Annotated in this window: 19 protein-coding genes and 1 riboswitch; of the genes, 18 read left to right on the top strand and 1 reads right to left on the bottom strand. The window is 46.0% G+C overall.

Translation table 11 applies throughout. The features are described 5' to 3' along the window. Positions 1–11: 11 nt before the first annotated feature. The 5 genes from ACHZES_RS15515 to ACHZES_RS15535 all read left to right on the top strand — a co-directional run bounded on the left by ACHZES_RS15515 (position 12) and on the right by ACHZES_RS15535 (position 5,437). Complete coding sequence (locus ACHZES_RS15515; protein ID WP_395547178.1) at positions 12–1,301, top strand: dihydroorotase; 1,290 nt, start codon at positions 12–14, stop codon at positions 1,299–1,301. A gap of 33 nt (positions 1,302–1,334) precedes the next feature. Then, positions 1,335–2,942, top strand: a complete 1,608-nt coding sequence (locus tag ACHZES_RS15520; protein WP_395547177.1) for a hypothetical protein — start codon at positions 1,335–1,337, stop codon at positions 2,940–2,942. Positions 2,943–3,033: 91 nt separating this feature from the next. Beyond that, positions 3,034–3,864 carry an amino acid ABC transporter substrate-binding protein gene (locus ACHZES_RS15525; RefSeq protein ID WP_038283504.1) on the top strand — a complete coding sequence of 277 codons (831 nt, stop codon included), beginning with the start codon at positions 3,034–3,036 and terminating at the stop codon, positions 3,862–3,864. 148 nt (positions 3,865–4,012) lie between these two features. After that, on the top strand, positions 4,013–4,663 hold the full coding sequence (locus ACHZES_RS15530) for an amino acid ABC transporter permease (RefSeq protein ID WP_038283505.1): 651 nt from the start codon (positions 4,013–4,015) through the stop codon (positions 4,661–4,663). 12 nt (positions 4,664–4,675) lie between these two features. After that, positions 4,676–5,437 carry an amino acid ABC transporter ATP-binding protein gene (locus ACHZES_RS15535; protein WP_395547176.1) on the top strand — a complete coding sequence of 254 codons (762 nt, stop codon included), beginning with the start codon at positions 4,676–4,678 and terminating at the stop codon, positions 5,435–5,437. Positions 5,438–5,516: 79 nt separating this feature from the next. On the opposite strand, the gene ACHZES_RS15540 is transcribed toward ACHZES_RS15535, so the two are convergent. Then, positions 5,517–5,744, bottom strand: coding sequence for a tyrosine-type recombinase/integrase (locus ACHZES_RS15540; protein ID WP_404820243.1), 228 nt, complete (start codon positions 5,742–5,744; stop codon positions 5,517–5,519). A gap of 170 nt (positions 5,745–5,914) precedes the next feature. Between ACHZES_RS15540 and ACHZES_RS15545 the strand changes: the two genes are divergently transcribed. The 13 genes from ACHZES_RS15545 to ACHZES_RS15605 all read left to right on the top strand — a co-directional run bounded on the left by ACHZES_RS15545 (position 5,915) and on the right by ACHZES_RS15605 (position 22,068). After that, positions 5,915–6,457 carry a DUF4489 domain-containing protein gene (locus tag ACHZES_RS15545; RefSeq protein ID WP_038283508.1) on the top strand — a complete coding sequence of 181 codons (543 nt, stop codon included), beginning with the start codon at positions 5,915–5,917 and terminating at the stop codon, positions 6,455–6,457. Between the two features lie 394 nt (positions 6,458–6,851). Beyond that, the gene (locus tag ACHZES_RS15550; protein ID WP_038283510.1) at positions 6,852–7,499 is read left to right on the top strand and encodes a hypothetical protein; all 648 of its coding nucleotides are present in this window, start codon (positions 6,852–6,854) and stop codon (positions 7,497–7,499) included. A 219-nt stretch (positions 7,500–7,718) separates the two neighbouring features. Next, on the top strand, positions 7,719–9,359 hold the full coding sequence (locus ACHZES_RS15555) for an ABC-F family ATP-binding cassette domain-containing protein (protein WP_038283513.1): 1,641 nt from the start codon (positions 7,719–7,721) through the stop codon (positions 9,357–9,359). A gap of 194 nt (positions 9,360–9,553) precedes the next feature. After that, positions 9,554–10,363 (top strand): cobalt ECF transporter T component CbiQ, encoded by an 810-nt coding sequence (gene cbiQ / locus ACHZES_RS15560; protein WP_395547175.1) that lies wholly within the window; start codon positions 9,554–9,556, stop codon positions 10,361–10,363. A 44-nt stretch (positions 10,364–10,407) separates the two neighbouring features. Continuing rightward, a complete protein-coding gene (locus ACHZES_RS15565; protein WP_395547174.1) occupies positions 10,408–11,244 on the top strand; it encodes an energy-coupling factor ABC transporter ATP-binding protein in 837 nt (278 codons plus the stop codon). Between the two features lie 26 nt (positions 11,245–11,270). Then, a riboswitch (cobalamin riboswitch) is annotated at positions 11,271–11,457 on the top strand. Between the two features lie 178 nt (positions 11,458–11,635). Then, on the top strand, positions 11,636–12,385 hold the full coding sequence (locus ACHZES_RS15570; protein ID WP_038285200.1) for an energy-coupling factor ABC transporter permease: 750 nt from the start codon (positions 11,636–11,638) through the stop codon (positions 12,383–12,385). A gap of 1 nt (position 12,386) precedes the next feature. Then, positions 12,387–12,719, top strand: a complete 333-nt coding sequence (locus tag ACHZES_RS15575; protein WP_038285197.1) for an energy-coupling factor ABC transporter substrate-binding protein — start codon at positions 12,387–12,389, stop codon at positions 12,717–12,719. A gap of 155 nt (positions 12,720–12,874) precedes the next feature. Beyond that, the gene (locus ACHZES_RS15580) at positions 12,875–13,630 is read left to right on the top strand and encodes an exodeoxyribonuclease III (protein ID WP_038285195.1); all 756 of its coding nucleotides are present in this window, start codon (positions 12,875–12,877) and stop codon (positions 13,628–13,630) included. Positions 13,631–13,660: 30 nt separating this feature from the next. After that, the gene (locus tag ACHZES_RS15585) at positions 13,661–15,475 is read left to right on the top strand and encodes an ABC-F family ATP-binding cassette domain-containing protein (RefSeq protein ID WP_395547173.1); all 1,815 of its coding nucleotides are present in this window, start codon (positions 13,661–13,663) and stop codon (positions 15,473–15,475) included. 66 nt (positions 15,476–15,541) lie between these two features. Beyond that, positions 15,542–17,377: an alpha-amylase family glycosyl hydrolase gene (locus tag ACHZES_RS15590; protein WP_395547172.1), complete on the top strand. Its 1,836-nt coding sequence runs from the start codon at positions 15,542–15,544 to the stop codon at positions 17,375–17,377. A gap of 342 nt (positions 17,378–17,719) precedes the next feature. After that, a complete protein-coding gene (gene kdpA, locus ACHZES_RS15595; protein WP_395547170.1) occupies positions 17,720–19,405 on the top strand; it encodes a potassium-transporting ATPase subunit KdpA in 1,686 nt (561 codons plus the stop codon). Positions 19,406–19,420: 15 nt separating this feature from the next. Then, the gene (kdpB, locus tag ACHZES_RS15600) at positions 19,421–21,478 is read left to right on the top strand and encodes a potassium-transporting ATPase subunit KdpB (protein WP_038276821.1); all 2,058 of its coding nucleotides are present in this window, start codon (positions 19,421–19,423) and stop codon (positions 21,476–21,478) included. Between the two features lie 14 nt (positions 21,479–21,492). After that, on the top strand, positions 21,493–22,068 hold the full coding sequence (locus ACHZES_RS15605; RefSeq protein ID WP_395547169.1) for a potassium-transporting ATPase subunit C: 576 nt from the start codon (positions 21,493–21,495) through the stop codon (positions 22,066–22,068). The last annotated feature ends 26 nt before the right edge of the window (positions 22,069–22,094 follow it).

Genomic DNA, 22,094 nt, shown 5'->3' on the forward strand with positions numbered 1-22,094 from the left:
AGGAATAGAAGATGATATGGATTAAAAATGCTCATGTTGTAGACCCTGGGAATCAGGTGGAAGGAACTATGGATATCTGTATTGCAGATGGGAAGATTGTCGGTATGGGAGAACAGCTTAAAGTAGATGCCCTTCCCGCTTCAAAGGAAGATGTAGTAATCGATGCTTCCGGTTTTATTGTTGCCCCTGGGTTTGTTGATGTCCATGTTCATTTCCGGGATCCTGGTCTTACTTATAAGGAGGATATCCAGACCGGAGCCAGAGCAGCTGCAAAAGGTGGGTTTACGGCGGTTGTCTGTATGGCGAATACAAGGCCTCCCGTGGATAATGTAGAAACCCTTCAGTATGTGATGAAGGAAGGGAAGAAAACAGGCATCCATGTGCTGCAGGCAGCAGCTGTATCAAAGGGACTTCTTGGCGTAGAACTGACGGATATGGAAGAATTAAAGACTTATGGGGCAGTGGGATTTACTGATGACGGAATCCCCCTCCTTGATGAGAAACTGGTAAAGGAAGCCATGGAACGGGCTGTGAAGCTTAACGTTCCATTGAGCTTTCATGAGGAAGATCCCGCCTTTATCATAAATAATGGTATTAACCACGGTAAAATATCCGAACAGCTTGGAATCTTTGGTTCCCCGGCTTTGGCGGAGGACAGCCTGGTTGCCCGGGACTGTATGATCGCCCTTCATACCGGTGCAACGGTAGATATCCAGCATATCAGTTCCGCCGCCTCCGTTAAGATGGTGAGGCTTGCAAAGGAGCTGGGAGCTCATGTGTATGCGGAGGTGACACCCCATCATTTCACTCTCACAGAGGATGCGGTATTAAAACATGGGACCCTGGCAAAAATGAATCCTCCCCTTCGGACGGAAAAGGATCGCAAGGCCATAATCCAGGGACTTAAGGACGGAAGTATTGATATCATAGCCACGGATCACGCACCCCACAGTGCCGAGGAAAAGGCAAAGGAACTGACCCAGGCCCCAAGCGGAATCATCGGGCTTGAAACTGCGCTGGGACTTGGTGTGACAAACTTAGTCCGCCCCGGACATCTGACTATGATGGAGCTGATGAAAAAGATGAGTTTCAATCCTTCGAAACTGTACCGGCTGGATTTTGGGTGCATAGAGGAAGAATGTGCTGCAGATTTGGTAATTTTCGATCCTAATGAGGAATGGACAGTAGGAGAATATGCCTCCAAGTCTTCTAATTCTCCGTTTACAGGAGAACGATTGTTTGGAAAGGTGAAATATACCATCTGCGGAGGCCGGATCGTCTATCAGGATGAAAAAGACTGATTGATGTGAAAGGAACCAAAAGGGAGTGAATACATGGAGATAAAGGCACAGGATCAACCGTCTGCTACGGCTCCAAAAGGTGAACCTGCGGCCGTGGACATTCAGCGGGCCGTGGAGGAAGAGGATTTAAAAGGGCGGATTGAGGCCAGTGAGCGGTTTATGGAAGAACTGAGCCGGAACGTAGAGAAAAACCGTGAGAAAAAGAGCGAGGAAGGCGGGGAAGACAGAAGGGAAACAAGATCTGCCAGAGATACAGCCGCCCTGTCAGATGAAAGCGCCTATTATAAGCTAAGCACTGATGAGCTTTCTGATCTCGATAAAATGTGGGGAAAGGAAGAGGCTGATTTGGCATGGGAGGGTATCTTGTCGTGGAGTCCCTCTGACTTAAAGCCCTTCCCTGAGGAACTGGAGTATCTTGCAGTGATTTATAAGGAACTGCTGCAGGCAATCCTTGAAAATACCACGGCAAAAGTACAGGAGGATCAGCTTGCTGCACTGGAAAACGTTTTATCGGATATCCTTATGAAGGTGCTGGAGGCGCGCATGGGGGAACTGAAAATACTCTTTGGGAGTTTCGGGTCCCATAGCTCCATGGCGGCTTTAAAAGGTGCGCTTTACCGCAGTGTTACAGGAAATACACTAAGCAGTGTGGAGCTGGATAGGGTTTTTGAAGAACAAGAACATGCCGGTGATACGGCTAATTTAAATCCGGGCAGCATTAGAATCCCGGTAAATGAATCCGGAAATGAAGCAGAACAAGGGATGATCTATCAGCCTGCCGGGGAGGGACGGATAAAGAATGATCCCCGGTATGCCTGGCGGATGCGAAGGGAGGTTCCCCTGTCCGCCCTGGATGGGAGCAGTTTTCCAGGGAGTAAGACATCTGGTGCTAAGGCCTCCATTTCTTCTATGGGAAAAAATACGGTTTATTCTCCTTCTGATCTTGAATCGGCGGAGGGTTTTGCCGGATATATAAACCACAGGGGTAATTTATTAAGGGGCTCCGGGCTTTCCGGAGGAAGCGAGGAACTTTATGGGTTTGCAGCTGCTTTGATGGCGATTAAATCCCAAACCTTTGGTGCCTATTCCGGAATTAATAAGGGACTGGCCGCTGATATAAGGGAAGCGGTTGACCGAATGATCGATTACTATATACAGGAAGCATTTAAGCAGTCTGAGGGCGCTATGAAAAAGCTGGGGGGCAGGAATACTCTCTTTCAGCCCAGGGCTGCTTACAAAGTCTATTATTATATGATGAACCTCTATCAGACCACCAAGGATCTGCGGGAGACTGCAAACAAAGGGATAAGACATGCCTATCAGCAGTTTTTAAAGGATAAGGAATGCCTGGAAACTAAGGATGATTCCGGATCCTTTTTTACGAAGGACAAAAAGGATCCAAGGGAGGACTGGAAAGAGGGGAAGAGGATCGTAGAAAGGGACTGGAAGGAATTTCTGTCCTTTATGGGCAGAGAGGATTTAGGCGGGATTCCCTTGGGAATCCTTGAGTTAAGTCCCTGGGGAATGCTTGCGGAGCCGGAGCTGTCTCCCAGAGGGAAGGGAGGCAGCATAAGTCATGTCTTCCTGGCGGGAGCTGCGATCGCAATTCTCATTCTGGTTTTAATTATGTTCTTTTTTTGAAACTGATTTTATAATTGCAAATTTCTTCTTTACAGAAACGCTTTAGTATGCTACCATGGTAGCACATGAAAAGATAGAGGAGGATGCAATTATGAAAAAAGGAATTTTTATAGCAGCAGTGTTGGGAGCGGCAGTCCTGCTTGGGGGCTGTTCCGGGCAAAAGAGCGGAGTTACGGCTTCTGCGTCTTCCGATACCGCTGCAACGACTGCAAAAGAAACAGGATCAGGAGCTAATACATTTACCGTTGGATTTGACCAGGATTTCCCGCCCATGGGTTTTGTCGGTGACAACGGAGAATATACCGGTTTTGATTTAGAACTGGCACAGGAGGTGGCTAACCGTCTTGGCAGGAAGTTTGTTCCCCAGCCAATTGCCTGGGATGCCAAGGACATGGAGCTGGAGGCAGGAAATATTGACTGCATCTGGAATGGCTTTACCATTACAGGCCGTGAGGACGGTTATACCTGGACAAAGCCCTATATGGAAAACAGTCAGGTGTTTGTAGTGGGTAAGGACTCAAACATCAAAACCCTAGCCGATTTATCAGGAAAGATCGTTGAGGTTCAGGCGGATTCCTCTGCGGAAAAGGCATTGCAGGCGGATGGAAAGCTGGCAGGAACCTTTGGAACCCTTCAGACAACGCCGGATTACAACACCGCATTTATGGACTTAGAGATGGGAGCAGTGGATGCCATTGCAATGGATGTGATTGTTGCAGGATACCAGATCGAACAAAGAAAAGCGGATTTTCTAATCCTTGATGAGGCTCTTGCCGCAGAAGAATACGGCGTTGGCTTTAAGAAAGGGAATGATACCTTAAGAGATCAGGTTCAGGAACAGTTAGATGCCATGGCGGCTGACGGGACCCTTAAAAATATCTCAGAAAAATGGTTTGGCAAGGATGTAACCACAGTTAAATAATAATTGAACCTTATAGCATTTGCCAGATGTAGAATGCAAGCACATTCCTGCACCTGGCTCATTGCTTGCAGAAATAAAGACTTTATTATGGGTTTCGGTCCCCCAGCCATGGGCCGGACCCTATTTTTTAGAACATGGAGGAGAAATCATGGCTTTAACAAAGATATTATTACAATTGGCAGGGGGAATGTGGGTCAGCATCCAGATATTTATCGTGACGCTGGTCTTTTCTCTGCCCCTGGGACTTTTGGTATCCTTTGGAAGGATGTCAAAAAACCCTGTTATACGGGCCATTGTTAAATTTTATATTTCAGTCATGAGGGGAACTCCACTAATGCTGCAGTTGATGGTAGTGTATTTCGGACCTTACTATTTATTGGGCATAAAGGTCGGGAACGGGTATCGTCTCTGGGCCGCATTCATCGGCTTTGTCATCAACTATGCAGCGTATTTTGCCGAAATATACCGGAGCGGCATCCAGTCCATGCCGGTGGGGCAGTATGAGGCGGCAAAGCTTTTAGGTTATACAAAACCTCAGACCTTTTTTCGTATCATATTTCCCCAGGTGGTGAAACGGATCTTGCCGTCAGTGACCAATGAGGTCATTACCCTGGTAAAGGACACCTCTTTAGCTTTTTCCATCAGTGTTTTAGAGATGTTTGCAGTTGCCAAGGCTCTGGCCTCATCTCAGACAAGCCTGATACCTTTTGTGGCAGCAGGCCTGTTTTATTATGTCTTTAACCTTATCGTGGCAGTAGGAATGGAATATATAGAAAAGCGGATGAACTATTATCAATAGGAGGAAGATAAGATGTACTTACTGGAAATGAACCATGTAAAAAAAGCGTTTGATGGCCAGGGCGTGCTTCGGGATATTTCCCTGTCGGTAAAGGAAGGCGAGATCGTTTCCATCATCGGTCCATCCGGTTCGGGAAAATCCACCCTGCTTCGTTGCGCAACTATGTTGGAAGAGATGGATGGTGGAGAACTTAATTACCTGGGAGAAAAGGCCGTATGGAACGGGCCCGATGGAAAGGCCATCTATGCCAAAGGGGAAAAACGAAAGGAAATACAGAAGAATTACGGCCTGGTATTCCAGAACTTTCACTTATTTCCTCATATGACGGTTTTAAAAAACATTACCGATGCGCCGATTCATGTGCAGAAACGGGATAAGGAAGAAGTTTATTCCGAAGCCATGGAGCTTCTTAAGAAGATGGGACTGGAGGATAAGGCAGAAGCATATCCCTGCCAGCTTTCCGGTGGGCAATGCCAGCGGGTAGCCATTGCAAGGGCACTGGCCCTAAATCCAAGGATCCTGTTTTTTGATGAACCGACTTCCGCCCTGGATCCGGAGCTTACGGGAGAGGTATTAAAGGTCATTAAGTCCCTTGCAGACATGCACATCACTATGGTTATTGTGACCCATGAGATGGCCTTTGCAAAGGATATCTCAGACAGGATCATCTTTATGGCTGACGGCGTGATCGTAGAGGAGGGGACTCCGGAAGAGGTATTTTCTTCCAGTAACGAGCGGACCCAGAGTTTTCTTGGTAGGTATGGCGAAGGTTGAATTTACCAATTTTAGGCAATTCGTAAAATTAATTAAGGAAAAAGATAAAGATTTTTCACAAACCTCTCAGACCTCGTGTTTATGCATGTTTGAGAGGTATTATTTTATTATTTGACTGCATCTTGACTGCATCATAGTACGCCTCCAACTTATCCACTTTTACATCTACATAGCCAAAATGGGTGTATGTGTCAAGAGTAGTCTTGATATCATCATGTCCCAGGAGGTATTGAGCCTGCTTGATGTCAACCCCCGCCTTGTATAGATCACTGGCGTATGGCGTCATGCTCAAAGGTACTCTGATCACGGAATCCGGGATTGGCAGAGTAAAGTATAGGCAGGTTCGAGTATTTGGGGTCCATTAAAAGATTGTACCTTCAAAAGTGTAGCATACTCTTTTTTTTATAATATAATGGAATATGACTGTTGGAACAAATATTATTTTATCTGTCTATGTAAATATATGGAGGTAGCATTATGAGTGATTGTTATATTGAAGATCGTGAATGCGATTGTGATGAATGTGAGGAGTTCAACTGCAATATCGTATGCGAACGTCCCAGAAAGCACTTAAAGCCAAACAGAACAATATTAAAATGCGGCAGCCAGGGAGGCGTAACCATACCATTGGCAACAGTTGCCGGTGCTGCATTTACTCTGACCACTGTAAGTGTTGATACAAAAGCTATAAAAAACCCATGCATTAAACTTGAATTTGCAAGTAATATCGTTACTACCGCTGCTGTAATTACTCTGAATTTCCAGGTATTCAAACAGTGTAAAGATATGCTGACTCCTATTCCCGTAGGACCAATTTGGACTTTCTCACGGCTTGTAGCTATTACTGAAGCTAACACCTTCACCTTCTTCGTTTGCGACTGTGATCTGTGCAATGATGACTGCTGCACTTACAGCGTAGTTGCTAGGGTTGCCGGCGTTGCTACGGTTGGCGTTACTTCTATTAATCATGCATCGCTTTCCGCAATTATTGTAGACAATAACTGCAATTCCTGTAAATAGTAGGAAATGATTTAAGTACAAAAATGCTTTATAATTAGAGATTAATAGGAATGTAAGGAAAATGACGTACCTCATGGCATGGGTCGGGACTCATAAAAATTTAAGATAATGGAGTAATGTATAGGCGGGTATCCGGTATTCCGGGCCCGCCCATTCATAGAATTATATCATTTTCTGACTGCATTTTGACTGCAGGCCCCCTGGTTTTGACTGTTTTTAGATGGTAGCAGTTGGTAAGTGCAAAAGCCTGTAGAATCTCGATTTTAAGCGGAAAACTACCAATTTTAGGCAATTCGTAAAATTAATTAAGGAAAAAGATAAAGATTTTTCACAATCGGATGCTATACTAAGTGTGGAATCATAGGTGATTTAGGAAAGAAAGAAGAGGATGCTTATGAAAAAAACATGGATTATAGCAGTAGCTGTCTGTGCTGCAGTTTTATTTACAGCCTGTGGAAAATCTGCAAAGAATACGGAAAGTGTTGCAAATACGGTAACGGAAAGTACGGCCCCCAGCTCTGAGAGTACGGGAGAGGCAAGCCAGGAAGCACCTGGCAATGGAGCAGAATTTAAGATACTGGCCGGTACGGTCAAAAAGGTTGGGGACAACTTAGAAGACATGACCGTGGAAAGCGGCGGCAAGGAAATGACCTTTGACTTAAGCGGTACGGTGGTGGAGACCTCCTATGCGCTGGAGCCAGAGGTACAGGTTTCTGTTATCTATAAGGGAGAAATTTCCGGTTCAGATGCCACGAATGCCAAGCCTGTCCTGGTATTGGACGGGCAGGAGAACATGAAGGTGCAGGAAGTAACCGGAAGCGTTATGGACCAGGCTATGAGTACCTTTACCATTAAGACGGAGTCCGGCGAAGAGATTGGGTTTATAAAGGACAACTGCGAGGGACTGGACACTGATGTGCTTGGGACCGCCACCGATGACAGCAATGGAAGCGGGGCCATGATAAAGGTGACCTACGTGACCGTTGATTATGATGCAGGAAGCAAAACCAACTTCCCCTTAAGGGTGGAAGCCGCAAAGTAAAATAATCAAAATCCCGAATATGCAGGCATAATTTACCCCATGAAGGCAAGCATTTCATAAGCCAATGGAGTAATGTACTTCTTTTTCCAAGATAAAAAGCTTGCAAATTCGGGATTTTCATGTACAATAATAGAGATGACAGAAGAAGGGGCCAATGGACCCCTATTTTGATGATTTTGGCTAGAGAATGATAACCAGATTGCAGAAAGGGAATTTAAGATGATCAGTGCACATAACGTAACATTAAGACTCGGGAAAAAAGCATTGTTTGAAGAGGTGAACATTAAGTTTACCGAAGGCAACTGCTACGGGATGATTGGCGCTAACGGCGCGGGAAAGTCCACTTTCCTTAAAATACTTTCCGGTGAGCTAGAGCCTACAAACGGCGATATTGTCATAACGCCGGGACAAAGACTTTCCTTTTTAAAACAGGACCACTTTAAATATGATGGCTTCCAGGTGCTTGACACCGTTATTATGGGAAATACCAGGCTTTATGAGATCATGAAAGAAAAAGATGCCATTTACATGAAAGAAGATTTCACCGATGAAGACGGCATCAAGGCAGCGGACTTAGAAGGTGAATTCGCTACCATGAACGGCTGGGAGGCAGAATCCGATGCGGCAAACCTCTTAAACGGCCTTGGAATCGAGACAGATCTTCACTACAAATATATGAGTGAATTAAACGGTGCGGAAAAGGTTAAGGTGCTTCTTGCTCAGGCACTGTTCGGAAACCCGGACATCCTGCTTCTTGACGAGCCTACCAACCACTTGGATTTAGATGCCATTGCATGGCTTGAGGAATTCCTCATTAACTTTGAAAATACGGTTATCGTGGTTTCCCATGACCGTTACTTCTTAAATAAGGTCTGCACCCATATCGCAGACATTGACTACAGTAAGATCCAGCTTTATGCAGGTAACTATGATTTCTGGTATGAGTCCAGCCAGCTGATGGTAAAGCAGATGAAGGAAGCCAACCGGAAAAAGGAAGAAAAGATCAAGGAGCTGCAGGAATTTATCCAGCGTTTCTCCGCCAATGCTTCCAAATCCAAGCAGGCGACTTCCAGAAAGCGTGCGTTGGAGAAAATCGAACTGGATGACATCAAACCATCCAGCCGTAAATATCCATACATTGATTTCCGCCCTGCCCGTGAAATCGGCAATGAGGTTTTAAGTGTTAATAATTTATCAAAGACCATTGACGGAGTAAAGATTTTGGACAATATCTCCTTTACCTTAACCCGTGAAGATAAAGTGGCCTTTGTGGGACCGAATGAGATGGCAAAGACCGTTCTGTTCAAGATTCTTGCAGGTGAAATGGAGCCGGATGAGGGCGATTACAAATGGGGTCTTACCACCAGCCAGTGTTATTTCCCGAAGGACAACACAGAAGAGTTTAATAACGATGATACCATCGTTGACTGGCTGACCCAGTATTCTCCGGAAAAAGAAGCCACCTATGTGCGTGGATTCCTTGGCCGTATGTTGTTTGCCGGAGAGGATGGAGTAAAGAAGGTACGGGTATTGTCAGGTGGAGAAAAGGTGCGCTGCATGCTTTCCAAGTTGATGATTTCCGGCGCCAATGTTCTGACGCTCGACGAGCCTACGGACCATTTGGATATGGAGTCTATTACAGCACTCAATAATGGTCTGGTAAAATTCCAGGGAGTTCTGCTTTTCTCCTCCCGTGACCACCAGATCGTTGAGACAACGGCTAACCGTATTATGGAGATCGTAAACGGACAGCTGATCGATAAGATCACTACCTACGACGAGTATCTGGCAAGTGATGAAATGGCTCGTAAGAGACAGGTATTCACCTTATCAGAAGAACAGGTCGAGGAAAACGAATAATCAATATATAGGCAGACGCCGCAGTTCCGGCAAAAGGAGTATCAGTCCGGAACTTAGGCGTCTGTTTTTTATTGGCATGAAACAGCCAGGGCTTACCGTTTTAAGGGAATTATTGCGCATTTTTTTCTTATGACGTATAATCAGACAAGAAACACCCTTCGGATATCCCTTTACACCCGATAAAGCGGTACGCTGTGCCCGAAAAACATGGGCAGAAACATGGAAAGGAGGTGAGAACGATTGATACCATCGATTATTATGCGTATGCTTCCCGTATGAGGGGCTGGAACCCTCAGTTTAAGGCGGTGACGGCGGTGGCCTCCCTGCTCTTTTGTATTGGAGCGAATGATAGGAAGGTGTCTGTTCTGGTGCTTTTAACCATGGCCGCAATCACCATATTTACAGGGGGCGTTCCCTGGAAAAATTATATGGCCCTCTTAAAGATTCCTCTTGCATTTCTCCTTTTAGGGACAGCAGCTATTGTCATCGACTTATCGTCAGTGCCTCATGGACGGGTGCTTATTTCTGTTCATGGAGTTTACCTGTACCTGACGGAAGGTGGACCAGCGCTGGCTTTAGGACTGATCTTAAAGGCGCTTGCTGCCTTAAGTGCCATGTACATGCTGGTGCTTTCCACTCCTGCAAGTGAGATCATCTGCGTGTTCCGGAAGCTTCATGTTCCCAAAATAATTCTGGAGCTGATGAACATGATATACCGGTTTATCTTTGTGATGATGGATACCCAGTGTTACATGAAGCAGGCAGCCGAGTCAAGGCTGGGTTACTGCGATTTTAAGACTTCCTGCCGCTCCTTCGGTAGCACGGCGGGAAATTTGTTCGTGGTTTCCTTAAAAAAGGCTAATACCTATTATGATGCACTGATCGCCCGTTGTTATGACGGAGAGCTTTTGTTTCTTGAGGAGGAAAAAAAGGTAAAGGGATGGCAGCTTTGGACGGCGGCCTGTTATTTTATGGTCCTAATTTGGGTGCGTCTGGTGGTTTAACCTGTTTATGGAACAGTAACAACAGAAGAAGGAGGTGAGGGAAGATGGAGGAAATTCTTTTGCAGGCAGAAGACCTGTGCTATTCTTATGGACAGGGCAAAGAAGTATTAAGGGATATCAATATCACCGTGAGAAAGGGAGAGAAAATCGTGGTTCTCGGTTCTAACGGTGCTGGGAAATCCACCTGCTTTCTTAATTTAAACGGGGTATACCGACCGGATTCCGGAAGGATTCTTTACCGTGGGAAAGAGATTGGGAAAAAGGATTTAAATGAGTTGAGAAAAAATGTAGGAATCGTCTTCCAGGACGCAGACAATCAAATCATTGCTTCCACAGTGTTTGCAGAGGTGTCCTTTGGCCCTATGAATTTAAAGCTTCCAAGAGAGGAAGTGAAGAAACGGGTAGAGGATGCACTGGAATACATGAATTTAGGTTCGATGAGGGACCGGCCGCCTCACTATTTAAGCGGAGGAGAGAAAAAGCGTGTCAGTATAGCGGATATCATTGCCATGGAATCCGAGGTTGTTATATTTGACGAGCCAACGGCCTCTTTGGATCCGGTCAATGTGGAAATGCTGGAAGGTGTTCTGGATAAGATGAATGAAATGGGGAAAACTCTTTTGATTTCAACCCATGATGTGGATTTTGCCTATCGTTTTGCAGACCGGGCGGTAATTTTTGCTGGGGGACGCATTATTGCGGACGGCCCGATAAGAGAAGTGTTCGAGGATGATGAAGTATTAAATCAGGCTAATTTAAAAAGGCCGGTTCTCTTGGAAGTTTATAACAGCCTGGTGAGTCACCACATTTTAGAAGTAGGCGGGGACCCGCCCAGAGATGCCGGAGAGCTGGAAATGCTCTTGAAAATACAAAGAAATTGACAGGAATGTACTAAACAGCTACAATACTAACGTATCATGTGAAAGGTGCCTGTGAAAATTCTCCGCAGGATAATAGGGAAAAGGGTGCAAATCCCTTACGGTCCCGCCGCTGTAAGTGTGGAGCAGAGCTCAATAAATCACTGGGAAACCGGGAAGAAGAGCTGTTGTGAAGATACACGAGTCAGAAGACCTGCCTTTCGCTTTGCGACGCATCTGGTTACGAGCGATGACCGGATGCCGGGAAGTCTTTTTGTTGTACAAAGATTTACCCTGTGAGCGCCGGTCTGATGAGTGGGAATCATCGGAATTTGGTGCTTATTTTATTGGAACACCCTTCGGGTATACCTTTATACCCAAAAAGCTGGGTGGGAAAACGGAAAGGAGAATGAAAATGAGTAAGAAAGAAAAAAGAGTCATGAAACTAGTTATCGCATTTGCTCTGGCCTTTGGAATTGTTCCAAGTGCTTATGGAATGCACATTATGGAGGGATATCTTCCTGTGGGGTACTGCATTGCCTGGGGAGCTGTTTGTGTGCCATTTTTGGCAGCAGGATTTTTCTCCATCAGGAAGAGGCTTCAGGAGAACAGGAAAACCATCACCATACTGGCTATGTCGGGAGCTTTTATTTTTGTCATATCATCCTTAAAGATCCCGTCTGTAACCGGAAGCTGTTCCCATATGACAGGAACCGGCCTTGGAGCCCTTTTATTCGGGCCGTCTGCGGTCAGCATTCTGGGAATGATCGTGCTGATATTCCAGGCCATATTACTGGCCCACGGCGGTCTTACGACGCTGGGCGCCAATACTTTTTCCATGGCAATTGCAGGACCGTTCGTGTCTTTTGGAATTTATAAATTATTAAAAATGCTGAAGGTAAATAAACTGGTCAGCATTTTCCTTGCCGCGATGATCGGCGATCTGTTTACATATTGTGTGACTGCCATTCAGCTTGCGCTTGCTTATCCTTCGGAAACAGGCGGCATCTTTGCTTCTGCTGTTAAGTTTTTAGGAGTATTCGCTCCGACTCAGCTTCCTCTTGCAATTATTGAGGGAATCCTAACCACAGTGATCATCATCACCCTCGAAACTTATGCCCTTCCGGAGCTTAAGGCAGTTGGATTTTCAAAGGAGGTTCAGTAATATGACCAGCCAAAACAAAAAGATCGTAGCAACTCTTCTGATTTTAGCCTTTCTGATTGCAGCGGTTCCCCTTTTTGCTATAAAGGGAGCCGAATTCGGCGGTTCTGATGATGCTGGAAGCCAGATGATATCGGAGATTCAGGGAACGGAATATGAGCCATGGTTTACACCGATCATGGAAACCTTTATTGATGGGGAACTTCCCGGAGAAGTAGAAAGCCTTCTTTTTTGTATCCAGACCGGTATCGGAGTAGGTGTCCTGGCCTTTTTTATGGGACGGTTCGTGGAACGGAAGAAGTGGCAGGATAAAGCAAAAGGTGAGAGAGTGAGATAATAAGATAGGATAAGAACCTGATCGAGGGTGTCTTAAAGGAAAAACACCTTTGAGACACCCTCGAGTTGTAATGTTATTAGAATATCTCAAAAAAAGTGGATTCGCCAACGGGAAAATGATATACTAGTTCTATCTTTTATAAGAGGTGAAAAACAATGAAAAAAATGATTTCTTGGAATGTAAACGGCCTTCGCGCCTGCGTGGAGAAAGGCTTTTTGGATTATTTTAACGAAGTGGATGCAGATGTATTTTGTATCCAGGAAAGTAAGCTCCAGGAGGGACAGATCGAACTTGAACTTCCCGGGTATCATCAGTTCTGGAATTATGCGGAAAAGAAAGGTTATTCAGGGACTGCCATATTTACGAAGGAGATGCCTTTGTCAGTGGCTTATGGAATCGGCGTAGAGGAGCATGACAAGGAAGGCCGGGTGATTGCAGCTGAATATCCGGAATACTATGTGGTTACCTGTTATACCCCTAATTCCCAGAATGAGCTTGCCCGACTTCCTTACCGGATGACATGGGAGGAGGCTTTCTTTGCTTATCTAAAAAAACTGGAAGAGAATAAGCCGGTGATTTTCTGCGGAGATTTAAATGTGGCTCATAAGGAAATCGATTTGAAGAATCCTAAAACCAACCGAAAAAATGCAGGCTTTACCGATGAAGAAAGAGAGAAGTTTACTCTCCTTTTGAAAAATGGTTTTATTGACACATACCGTTATTTCTATCCGGAGTTGGAAGGCGTTTACTCCTGGTGGTCTTACCGGTTTAGCGCCAGGCAGAAAAATGCAGGCTGGCGTATTGACTATTTCTGCGTTTCAGAAAGCTTAGAGGACAGGCTTATAAGTGCGGATATCCATACCCAGGTCCTAGGCTCCGACCACTGCCCTGTGGAGCTAGTGATCCGTTAGAGAGTACCAGACAGGAGAGAACGATAAGGAATGAATTTACTGACCATTGAACATTTAATAAAATCATATACAGAACGTCTGCTTTTTGATGATACCAGTTTCAGTATCAATGAAGGAGATAAGATCGGGCTGATCGGCATTAACGGAACCGGGAAATCCACATTGCTTCGGATCGTGGCAGGTCTTGAAGAGCCGGATCAGGGGACCGTGGTAAAGGGGCGGAATTTAGATATCCGTTTTCTTTCCCAGAATCCGGTTTTCCATGAAGGCGATACCATTTTAGAAAGCATTGTCCGGGACAATGAAGGGCATGAGCATGTCTGGGATTTAGAAAGCCAGGCAAAGGCCATGCTGACCAGACTGGGATTTATGGACTTTGATTCTAAGGTGGAGACCTTATCAGGGGGACAGAGAAAACGGGTGGCATTAGTCAGTGTCCTTCTTGGGAATACCGACTTGCTGGTCCTTGACGAGCCAACCAACCATTTAGACAGCAGCATGGCGGACTGGCTGGAGGATTATTTAAAGCGTTTTAGAGGGGCGCTTTTGATGGTAACCCATGACCGGTATTTTTTAGATAGCGTTACCAACCGGATTGTGGAGCTGGATAAGGGAAAGCTTTACAATTATCAGGAGAATTATGAGGGCTATTTAAAGCTGAAAGCAGATCGTATGGACATGGAGGCGGCTACAGAGCGGAAACGCCAGTCCATCCTTAGAGTGGAGCTGGAGTGGATGCAGCGGGGAGCCAGAGCGCGTTCTACCAAGCAAAAGGCCCATATCCAGCGTTATGAGACCCTTCGTGACCAGGAGGGGATTAAGATCGACCAGGCGGTAGAGCTGGATTCTGTTTCAAGCCGCCTGGGGCGGACTACAGTGGAGGTCAATGACATCACCAAAGCCTTTGGGGAAAAGGTATTGATGAAGGACTTTACCTATGTTTTTCTAAAAAATGACCGAATTGGCATCATCGGTCCTAACGGAAGCGGTAAATCCACCTTAATGAAGATCATTGCAGGGTGGCTGGAGCCTGACGCCGGAACGGTTACCGTAGGGCAGACCGTAAAAATGGGATATTTTTCTCAGGAAAGCGAAGACATGGATGGGAGTGTAAAGGTCATCGACTACATCCGAAACGTGGCAGAGTATGTAAAGACAAAGGATGGTAGTGTTAGTGCCTCTCAGATGCTGGAACGCTTTCTGTTTCCTTCAAGCGTTCAATATACTACTGTCAGCAAACTATCCGGCGGGGAGAAAAGAAGGCTTTATCTGCTTAGGATTTTGATGGAAGCGCCGAATGTGCTTTTGCTTGACGAGCCGACCAATGATCTGGATATCCAGACGCTAACGATCTTAGAGGATTATCTTGACAGCTTTCAGGGGATTGTGGTCACGGTTTCCCATGACCGCTATTTTCTTGACCGGGTAGTGCGCCGGATCTTTGCATTTGAGGGCCAGGGTAAGGTGACTCAGTATGAGGGAGGCTTTACCGATTATCAGGCGGCATTTCAGGAGAAATACCCGGAAGGCCTTCCAGGCCAGGCTGAGGAAGCAGCAAAAAATTCGGAAGCAACGGAAAAAAAGACCAAGGAAAAACCAAGGGGAGAACGGAAGCTTAAATTTTCCTTTAAGGAACAGAGGGAATGGGATACCATAGAGGAGGATTTGGCGGCCCTGGAAGAAAAGATCGAAGCTCTGGACAGTCAGATAGGAGAAGCTGCCAGAGATTACAGCAGACTGAATGCATTGATGGAGGAAAAGACAGAGCAGGAAAGGCTGCTGGAAGAGAAAATGGAGCGTTGGATGTATCTAAACGACCTGGCAGAACAGATTGAGAATCAATAGGAAGCACTATAAAAGTCTGCAGGAACGATTCTGGGATCGGATCAAGTGACGGAGGAGATAAGCGATATGGAACAGTACAAGATTGCAAAGCATGAGATGGGAATCTATTCTATGGGGCTTTCAAAGGTATCCGGCGGAATCCGCCTGTGTGTGGCTGCACAAGGAGAGGAATGCAGGGTCCTTCTCTTTAAGGCGGGAGAAGAAAATCCGGTCCAGACCATTTCCTTTCCTGCAGGGTCCAGAAAGGGTGATGTATGGAGCATGTCCATTCTGGGAGAGGATTTTGAAAATCTGGAATACTGCTTTGAAATCGATGGAAAGCTGTTTTCTGATCCTTATGGAAAGCGTTTTACCGGACGGGAGGTATGGGGGGATTTTGAACACGCTTCAACCCTTTTAAGAACTCCCATTGAGTTTGATGATTTTGATTGGGAAACGGACAAGCTTCCTCAGATTCCATATGAGGACAGCATCATATACAGACTCCATAACCGGGGGTTCACAAAACACGCCTCCTCCAAAGTGAAGAACCGAGGGACCTTTGATGCCATACGGGAAAAGATCCCTTACTTGAAGGAGCTTGGCATTACTGCGCTGGAACTGATGCCGGTAAATGAATTTTCCGAGGTCATCATGCAGGAACATGTGCAAGGGAACCCTTTTGGTGTGGATAAGCCTGTTGGAAAATTAAATTATTGGGGATATACATCAGGGAATTATTTTGCTCCTAAGACTTCCTATGCCTCAGAAAAGAATCCGTCTTTGGAATTTAAAGGCCTTGTGAAGGCTCTTCATAAGGAAGGACTGGAATTGATTGTAGAGCTTTTCTTTACCGGAAAGGAGGCACCCTCTTTTGTACTTGATGTGGTCCGGTTTTGGGTGTATGAATTTCATGTGGACGGGATTCATCTGGTGGGAACTCCACCCCTGGACATCCTTGAGCGGGATCCCTATTTAAGCCGGATCAAAATGTTTGCAGTCTCATGGGATCCGGCCTATGAAGGAAAGGTTAAGCACTTAGGAGAGTATAACGACGGTTTTCTGGTAGATATGCGCCGGGTATTAAAAGGAGACGAGGAACAGATGAAAAACCTTGCCTTCCGCACCAGGAGTAATCCGGCCGGGTCCGGTGTTATTAATTATATGGCCAATACCAATGGATTTTCCATGATGGATATGGTGTCCTATGATACCAAGCACAATGAGGAAAACGGGGAGAAAAACCAGGATGGCAGTCCCTATAATTATTCCTGGAACTGCGGAGTCGAAGGACCCACAAAACGGAAAAAGGTACTGGAACTTCGGAAAAAGCAGCTGCGAAACGCATTCCTTCTCTTACTTTTGAGTCAGGGAACACCCCTTATTATGGCTGGAGATGAATTCGGAAATTCCCAGTCAGGCAATAATAATGCATATTGTCAGGATAATGAGGTGTCATGGCTGAACTGGAATCTGGTTAAGACCAATCAGGATATTCTGGAATTTGTAAAGGCAGTGATCGCCTTTCGAAAGGCTCATCCCGTGTTCCATATGCTAAAGGAGCCGAGGATCATGGACTATTTAGCATGCGGGTTTCCGGATGTTTCCTATCATGGAGTGAAGGCCTGGTGCCCGGAATTTGATAACTTCCGTCGTCAGCTTGGGATCTTTTACTGTGGCGAATATGGAAGAAAACCAGATGGGACTGCTGACAACAACTTTTATGTGGCTTATAACATGCACTGGGAGCCTCACGAATTCGATCTTCCTAATCTGCCTAAGAAGGAGCAATGGCATGTGGTCTTTCATACGGATAAAGGAGAATTAAACGGTATATACCCGGAAGGGAAGGAGCCTGCGGCAGAAGGGAAACGGTTTCTTGTTCCGCCCAGGTCGATCGTGGTGTTTATAGGGAAAAAATAATCAATAGTATGATGTTTTGAGGGCAATCAATCTTGATTGTCCTCTTTTTGTACTTATTATTTTCTGTTTTATGAGAGAACATTCTTGTTTGTTTTCAATAGACTAATTTAGGTATTCCTGTTTATTAAAGACTTGGTTTTCATTCTTGACAACTTCTTGACATGACGCCTTTTCATTTTAACACCGTCTTGATTTTTTCTCTGATATGATTGTGAGCGTAGGGAGAAGGAAAATAAAAGGATCAGGAGAGGAAATCATGGGAGCTGTTTTGATGTTTGTAAGCATTATCGGTGTTTTATTGCTAATTTATTTATTTTATATTTTATTTCGAGGTGATCAGTTATGAGCCATATTGTTTTGCAAGATATATTTTATATTGCTGTTTTAGTGGGATTGTCCATTCCCTTGGGTATTTATATATACAAGGTTATGACAGGGCAAAGGGTATTTTTGACACCTGCACTTACCCCTGTGGAAAAGGGGATTTATAAGCTTATGGGCATTGAAGCCGAGGAGGAGATGAACGCAGGAAAGTATGCGCTTTCCGTATTTTTATTTAACGGAGCAGGCTTTGTTTTTCTTTTCGGTTTATTGATGCTGCAGGGGGTTTTGCCATTTAATCCGGAGGGAATGAAAGGAACCAGCTGGCACCTGGCTTTTAACACTGCCGCAAGCTTTGTTTCCAACACCAACTGGCAGTCTTATTCAGGCGAATCCACCCTGTCTTATTTCACCCAGTTTTCAGGCCTTGCCGTCCAAAACTTCGTATCGGCAGCAACGGGAATCGCCGTCCTTTTTGCCTTGATCAGAGGATTTGTCCTGAAACAGAAAAATACCATCGGGAATTTTTGGGCAGACCTAGTTAGGTCCACGCTTTATATCCTGATTCCAATTTCTTTTCTCGTAGCTTTGCTGCTTGTTTCCCAAGGGGTAGTTCAGTCGTTTGACTCCTATAAAGAAGTTGCCATGCTGGAAAATGGGGCCTTACAGACAATACCCTTAGGCCCTGCGGCAAGCCAGATCGCAATCAAACAGCTTGGAACGAATGGAGGAGGCTTCTTTGGGATGAACTCTGCGTTTCCTCTTGAAAATCCAACGGTCCTCTCGAACCTGATACAGGTTTTGTCTATACTGCTGATTCCTGCGGCACTTTGCGTAAGCTTTGGAAGGGCGGTAAAAGACGGCAGGCAGGGGAGGTCAATTTATATTACTATGATGATTTTTTTTGTCGCAGCTCTTGCTGCCATAACCGTCAGCGAACAGTTTGCGGCGCCTGTGTTTGATTATGCAGCAGCTTCAGGCAGTATGGAGGGCAAGGAGGTAATTCACGGGATTGGTGCTTCCTCATTATGGGCCGTGGTGACCACGGCGGCATCAAACGGCTCTGTGAACGCCATGCACGACAGCCTAACTCCTCTTGGAGGAATGGTTTCCATGTTCCTTATGCAGCTTGGGGAAATTGTATTTGGCGGCGTGGGAAGCGGGCTTTATGGAATGCTTGCATTTGTACTTCTTACCGTATTTATTGCAGGCCTTATGGTTGGCCGGACTCCGGAGTATCTGGGGAAGAAGGTAGAACCTTTTGATATGAAAATGGTTTGCTTAATAGTCCTTGTTCCCCCGCTTATGACGCTTTTAGGAACCTCCGCCGCCGTTTCTATGCCCGGCGCCCGGTCATGGCTGACCAATTCGGGAGCCCATGGATTTTCAGAGATTTTATATGCTTTTTCTTCCATGGCAAATAACAACGGCAGTTCCTTTGGAGGGTTTTACGGAAATACTCCGTTTACCAATATTTTAGGCGGAATCATTATGCTGATGGTTCGGTTCGTTCCCATGACAGCCGTCATTTTCCTCGCCGGCAATATGGCCCAGAAAAAGGCTGTAGCCGTCAGCGAGGGCACATTATCCACCAGCAATGGCATATTTATAGGACTTTTAATCGGAGTTATCCTTATCATCGGCGCGCTGAGTTTCTTGCCGGCGCTGGCCCTTGGTCCGATTGCCGATTTCTTTACAATGCAGTGACAGAAGGTGATTAGAATGGAAAAAAAGAGTGTTGATAAAAGCATCTTTTATGATGCGCTGAGGCAGTCCTTTGTAAAGCTGTCTCCCAGAGTGCAGGTGAAAAATCCTGTTATGCTGGTTGTTTATATAGGAGCAGTTTTGACCGGTGTGTTGTATTTTCTTTCCTTTGCAGGGCTTAAGGATGAGAATTCGGGTTATACCTTAACCATATCCCTGATTTTATGGTTTACCGTCCTGTTTGCAAACTTTGCAGAAGCGATTGCAGAGGGGCGGGGACGGGCACAGGCAGACAGTCTGCGCAGTGCCAAAAAGGACGTAAAGGCAAGGAAACTGAGAACTCCATCCAATATTGATGATTATACAGAGGTACTTTCAAATACCTTAAAAAAAGGAGATATCGTATACGTCAGGGCAGGGGAGCAGGTCCCAATGGATGGGGAAGTAATCGATGGGGCGGCCTCTGTGGACGAAAGCGCTATTACCGGTGAATCAGCTCCGGTCATCCGGGAATCCGGCGGCGACCGAAGTGCTGTAACAGGGGGAACTACCCTGGTGTCTGACTGGCTGATCATAGAAGTGACGGCAGAAGCAGGAGAAAGCTTCCTGGATAAAATGATATCCATGGTGGAAGGTGCGGCCAGGAAGAAAACGCCGAATGAAGTGGCTTTGCAGATTTTACTCATAACCCTGACCATCATCTTTCTTGTGGTTACGGCAGCCCTACGGCCCTTTACCGGCTTTGCAAGCCTACAGGCTGGCTCTGGTTCTGCCATCTCCATCACCAATGTCATAGCCCTTTTGGTATGCCTTGCGCCTACTACCATTGGTGCGCTTCTATCTTCCATCGGCATTGCGGGCATGAGCCGCTTAAATCAGGCCAATGTTCTGGCAATGAGCGGGCGGGCCATTGAAGCTGCCGGGGATGTGGATGTACTGCTCCTTGATAAGACCGGAACCATTACCCTGGGAAATCGCCAGGCCAGCGAATTTCTGCCGGTGGCCGGCGTCACGGAGCAAGAGCTTGCCGATGCGGCCCAGCTTTCTTCTCTTGCGGACCAGACGGCGGAAGGAAGAAGTATTGTGGTTCTGGCAAAGGAACGGTTTGGAATACGGGGCCGGGAGCTTTCGGCCCTGGGCGCTAATTTTGTGGAATTTACAGCAAAAACAAGGATGAGCGGCATCGACTATCAGGGCAACGAGATCCGGAAGGGTGCTGCGGATACCATCAAAGCGTATGTGATGGAAAAGGGAAGCAATTACCCGGAAGAATGTGAAACGCTTGTAAGGCGCATAGCGGAGGCAGGAGGCACTCCTCTTGTGGTGGCAAAAAACAATCAGGTGATGGGAGTAGTCTATTTAAAGGACATCGTAAAAAATGGCGTAAAAGAACGCTTTGAAGATCTGCGAAAAATGGGCATCAAGACCATTATGATCACCGGTGACAATCCCATGACTGCGGCAGCTATCGCTGCAGAGGCAGGTGTTGATGACTTTCTTGCAGAAGCTACACCAGAAGCAAAACTGGCCCTCATCCGTGATTACCAGGCCAAAGGCCATCTGGTCGCCATGACTGGAGATGGTACCAATGATGCTCCTGCCCTTGCACAGGCAGATGTTGCGGTGGCTATGAATTCAGGAACCCAGGCTGCCAAGGAGGCAGGGAACATGGTTGATTTAGATTCCAGTCCAACCAAGCTCATCGATATTGTCCGGATCGGTAAGCAGCTTTTAATGACAAGAGGCTCTTTGACGACCTTTAGTGTGGCTAACGATGTAGCAAAGTATTTTGCCATCATTCCAGTATTGTTTTTCGGCATTTACCCCCAGCTGGAAGCCCTGAATTTTATGAGGCTGACCAGCGCCGCAAGTGCCATGCTTTCAGCGATCATTTATAATGCGCTGATCATTATTGCACTGATTCCCCTGGCTCTTAGAGGGGTAAAATACCGGGAGCTGCCTGCTGAAAAGCTGCTGACAAGGAACCTGCTGGTCTATGGCCTGGGCGGGATTTGTGCACCTTTTCTTGCAATCAAGCTGATAGATTTGATTCTGACCGCGTGCGGTCTTGTGTGAGGTAAATAGAAACTATGAAAATCAAGAAATTATTCAGAGCCGCTGTTGTATGCTTTGGTTTAATGACCATATTGTGCGGCATTATTTATACGGCTGCAGTCACGGGGGCCGCCCAGCTTCTGTTTCCGGATCAGGCGAACGGGAGCATGAGCGTTGTCACCCAAGAGGATGGAACACAGAAGGAATATGGATCCCAGTTACTGGCCCAGGAATTTACAAAGCCCCAATACCTGATTGGAAGACCCCTTGGCGTGTCAAACCTCTCACCTGTCAGCAAAGAACAGCAAACCCTGGTTTTAGAGCGCATAAACTGGTGGCATTCCTTTGATCCCGGCAATCAGGAAGAGATTCCCATGGATTTAGTTACGGCCTCAGGAAGCGGCGTTGACCCTCATATTTCTCCTGAAGCGGCGGAGTATCAGGTGGCAAGGATTGCGGCCGCCAGGAATATGACAGAGGATGAAGTGAGAGGTATTATTAAGACCTGTACAAAGGGGCGCTTACTTGGATTTATCGGCGAGCCGGGTGTCAATGTTTTAAAGGTGAATTTGGCTCTTGATGGTTTGCTGAAGATAAAAAAAGTGGTATGATATCAAAATAGTAAGGTGGTGGAATA

The organism is Lacrimispora sanguinis, from assembly GCF_044987295.1.
GTDB classification, from domain to species: domain Bacteria; phylum Bacillota; class Clostridia; order Lachnospirales; family Lachnospiraceae; genus Lacrimispora; species Lacrimispora celerecrescens_B.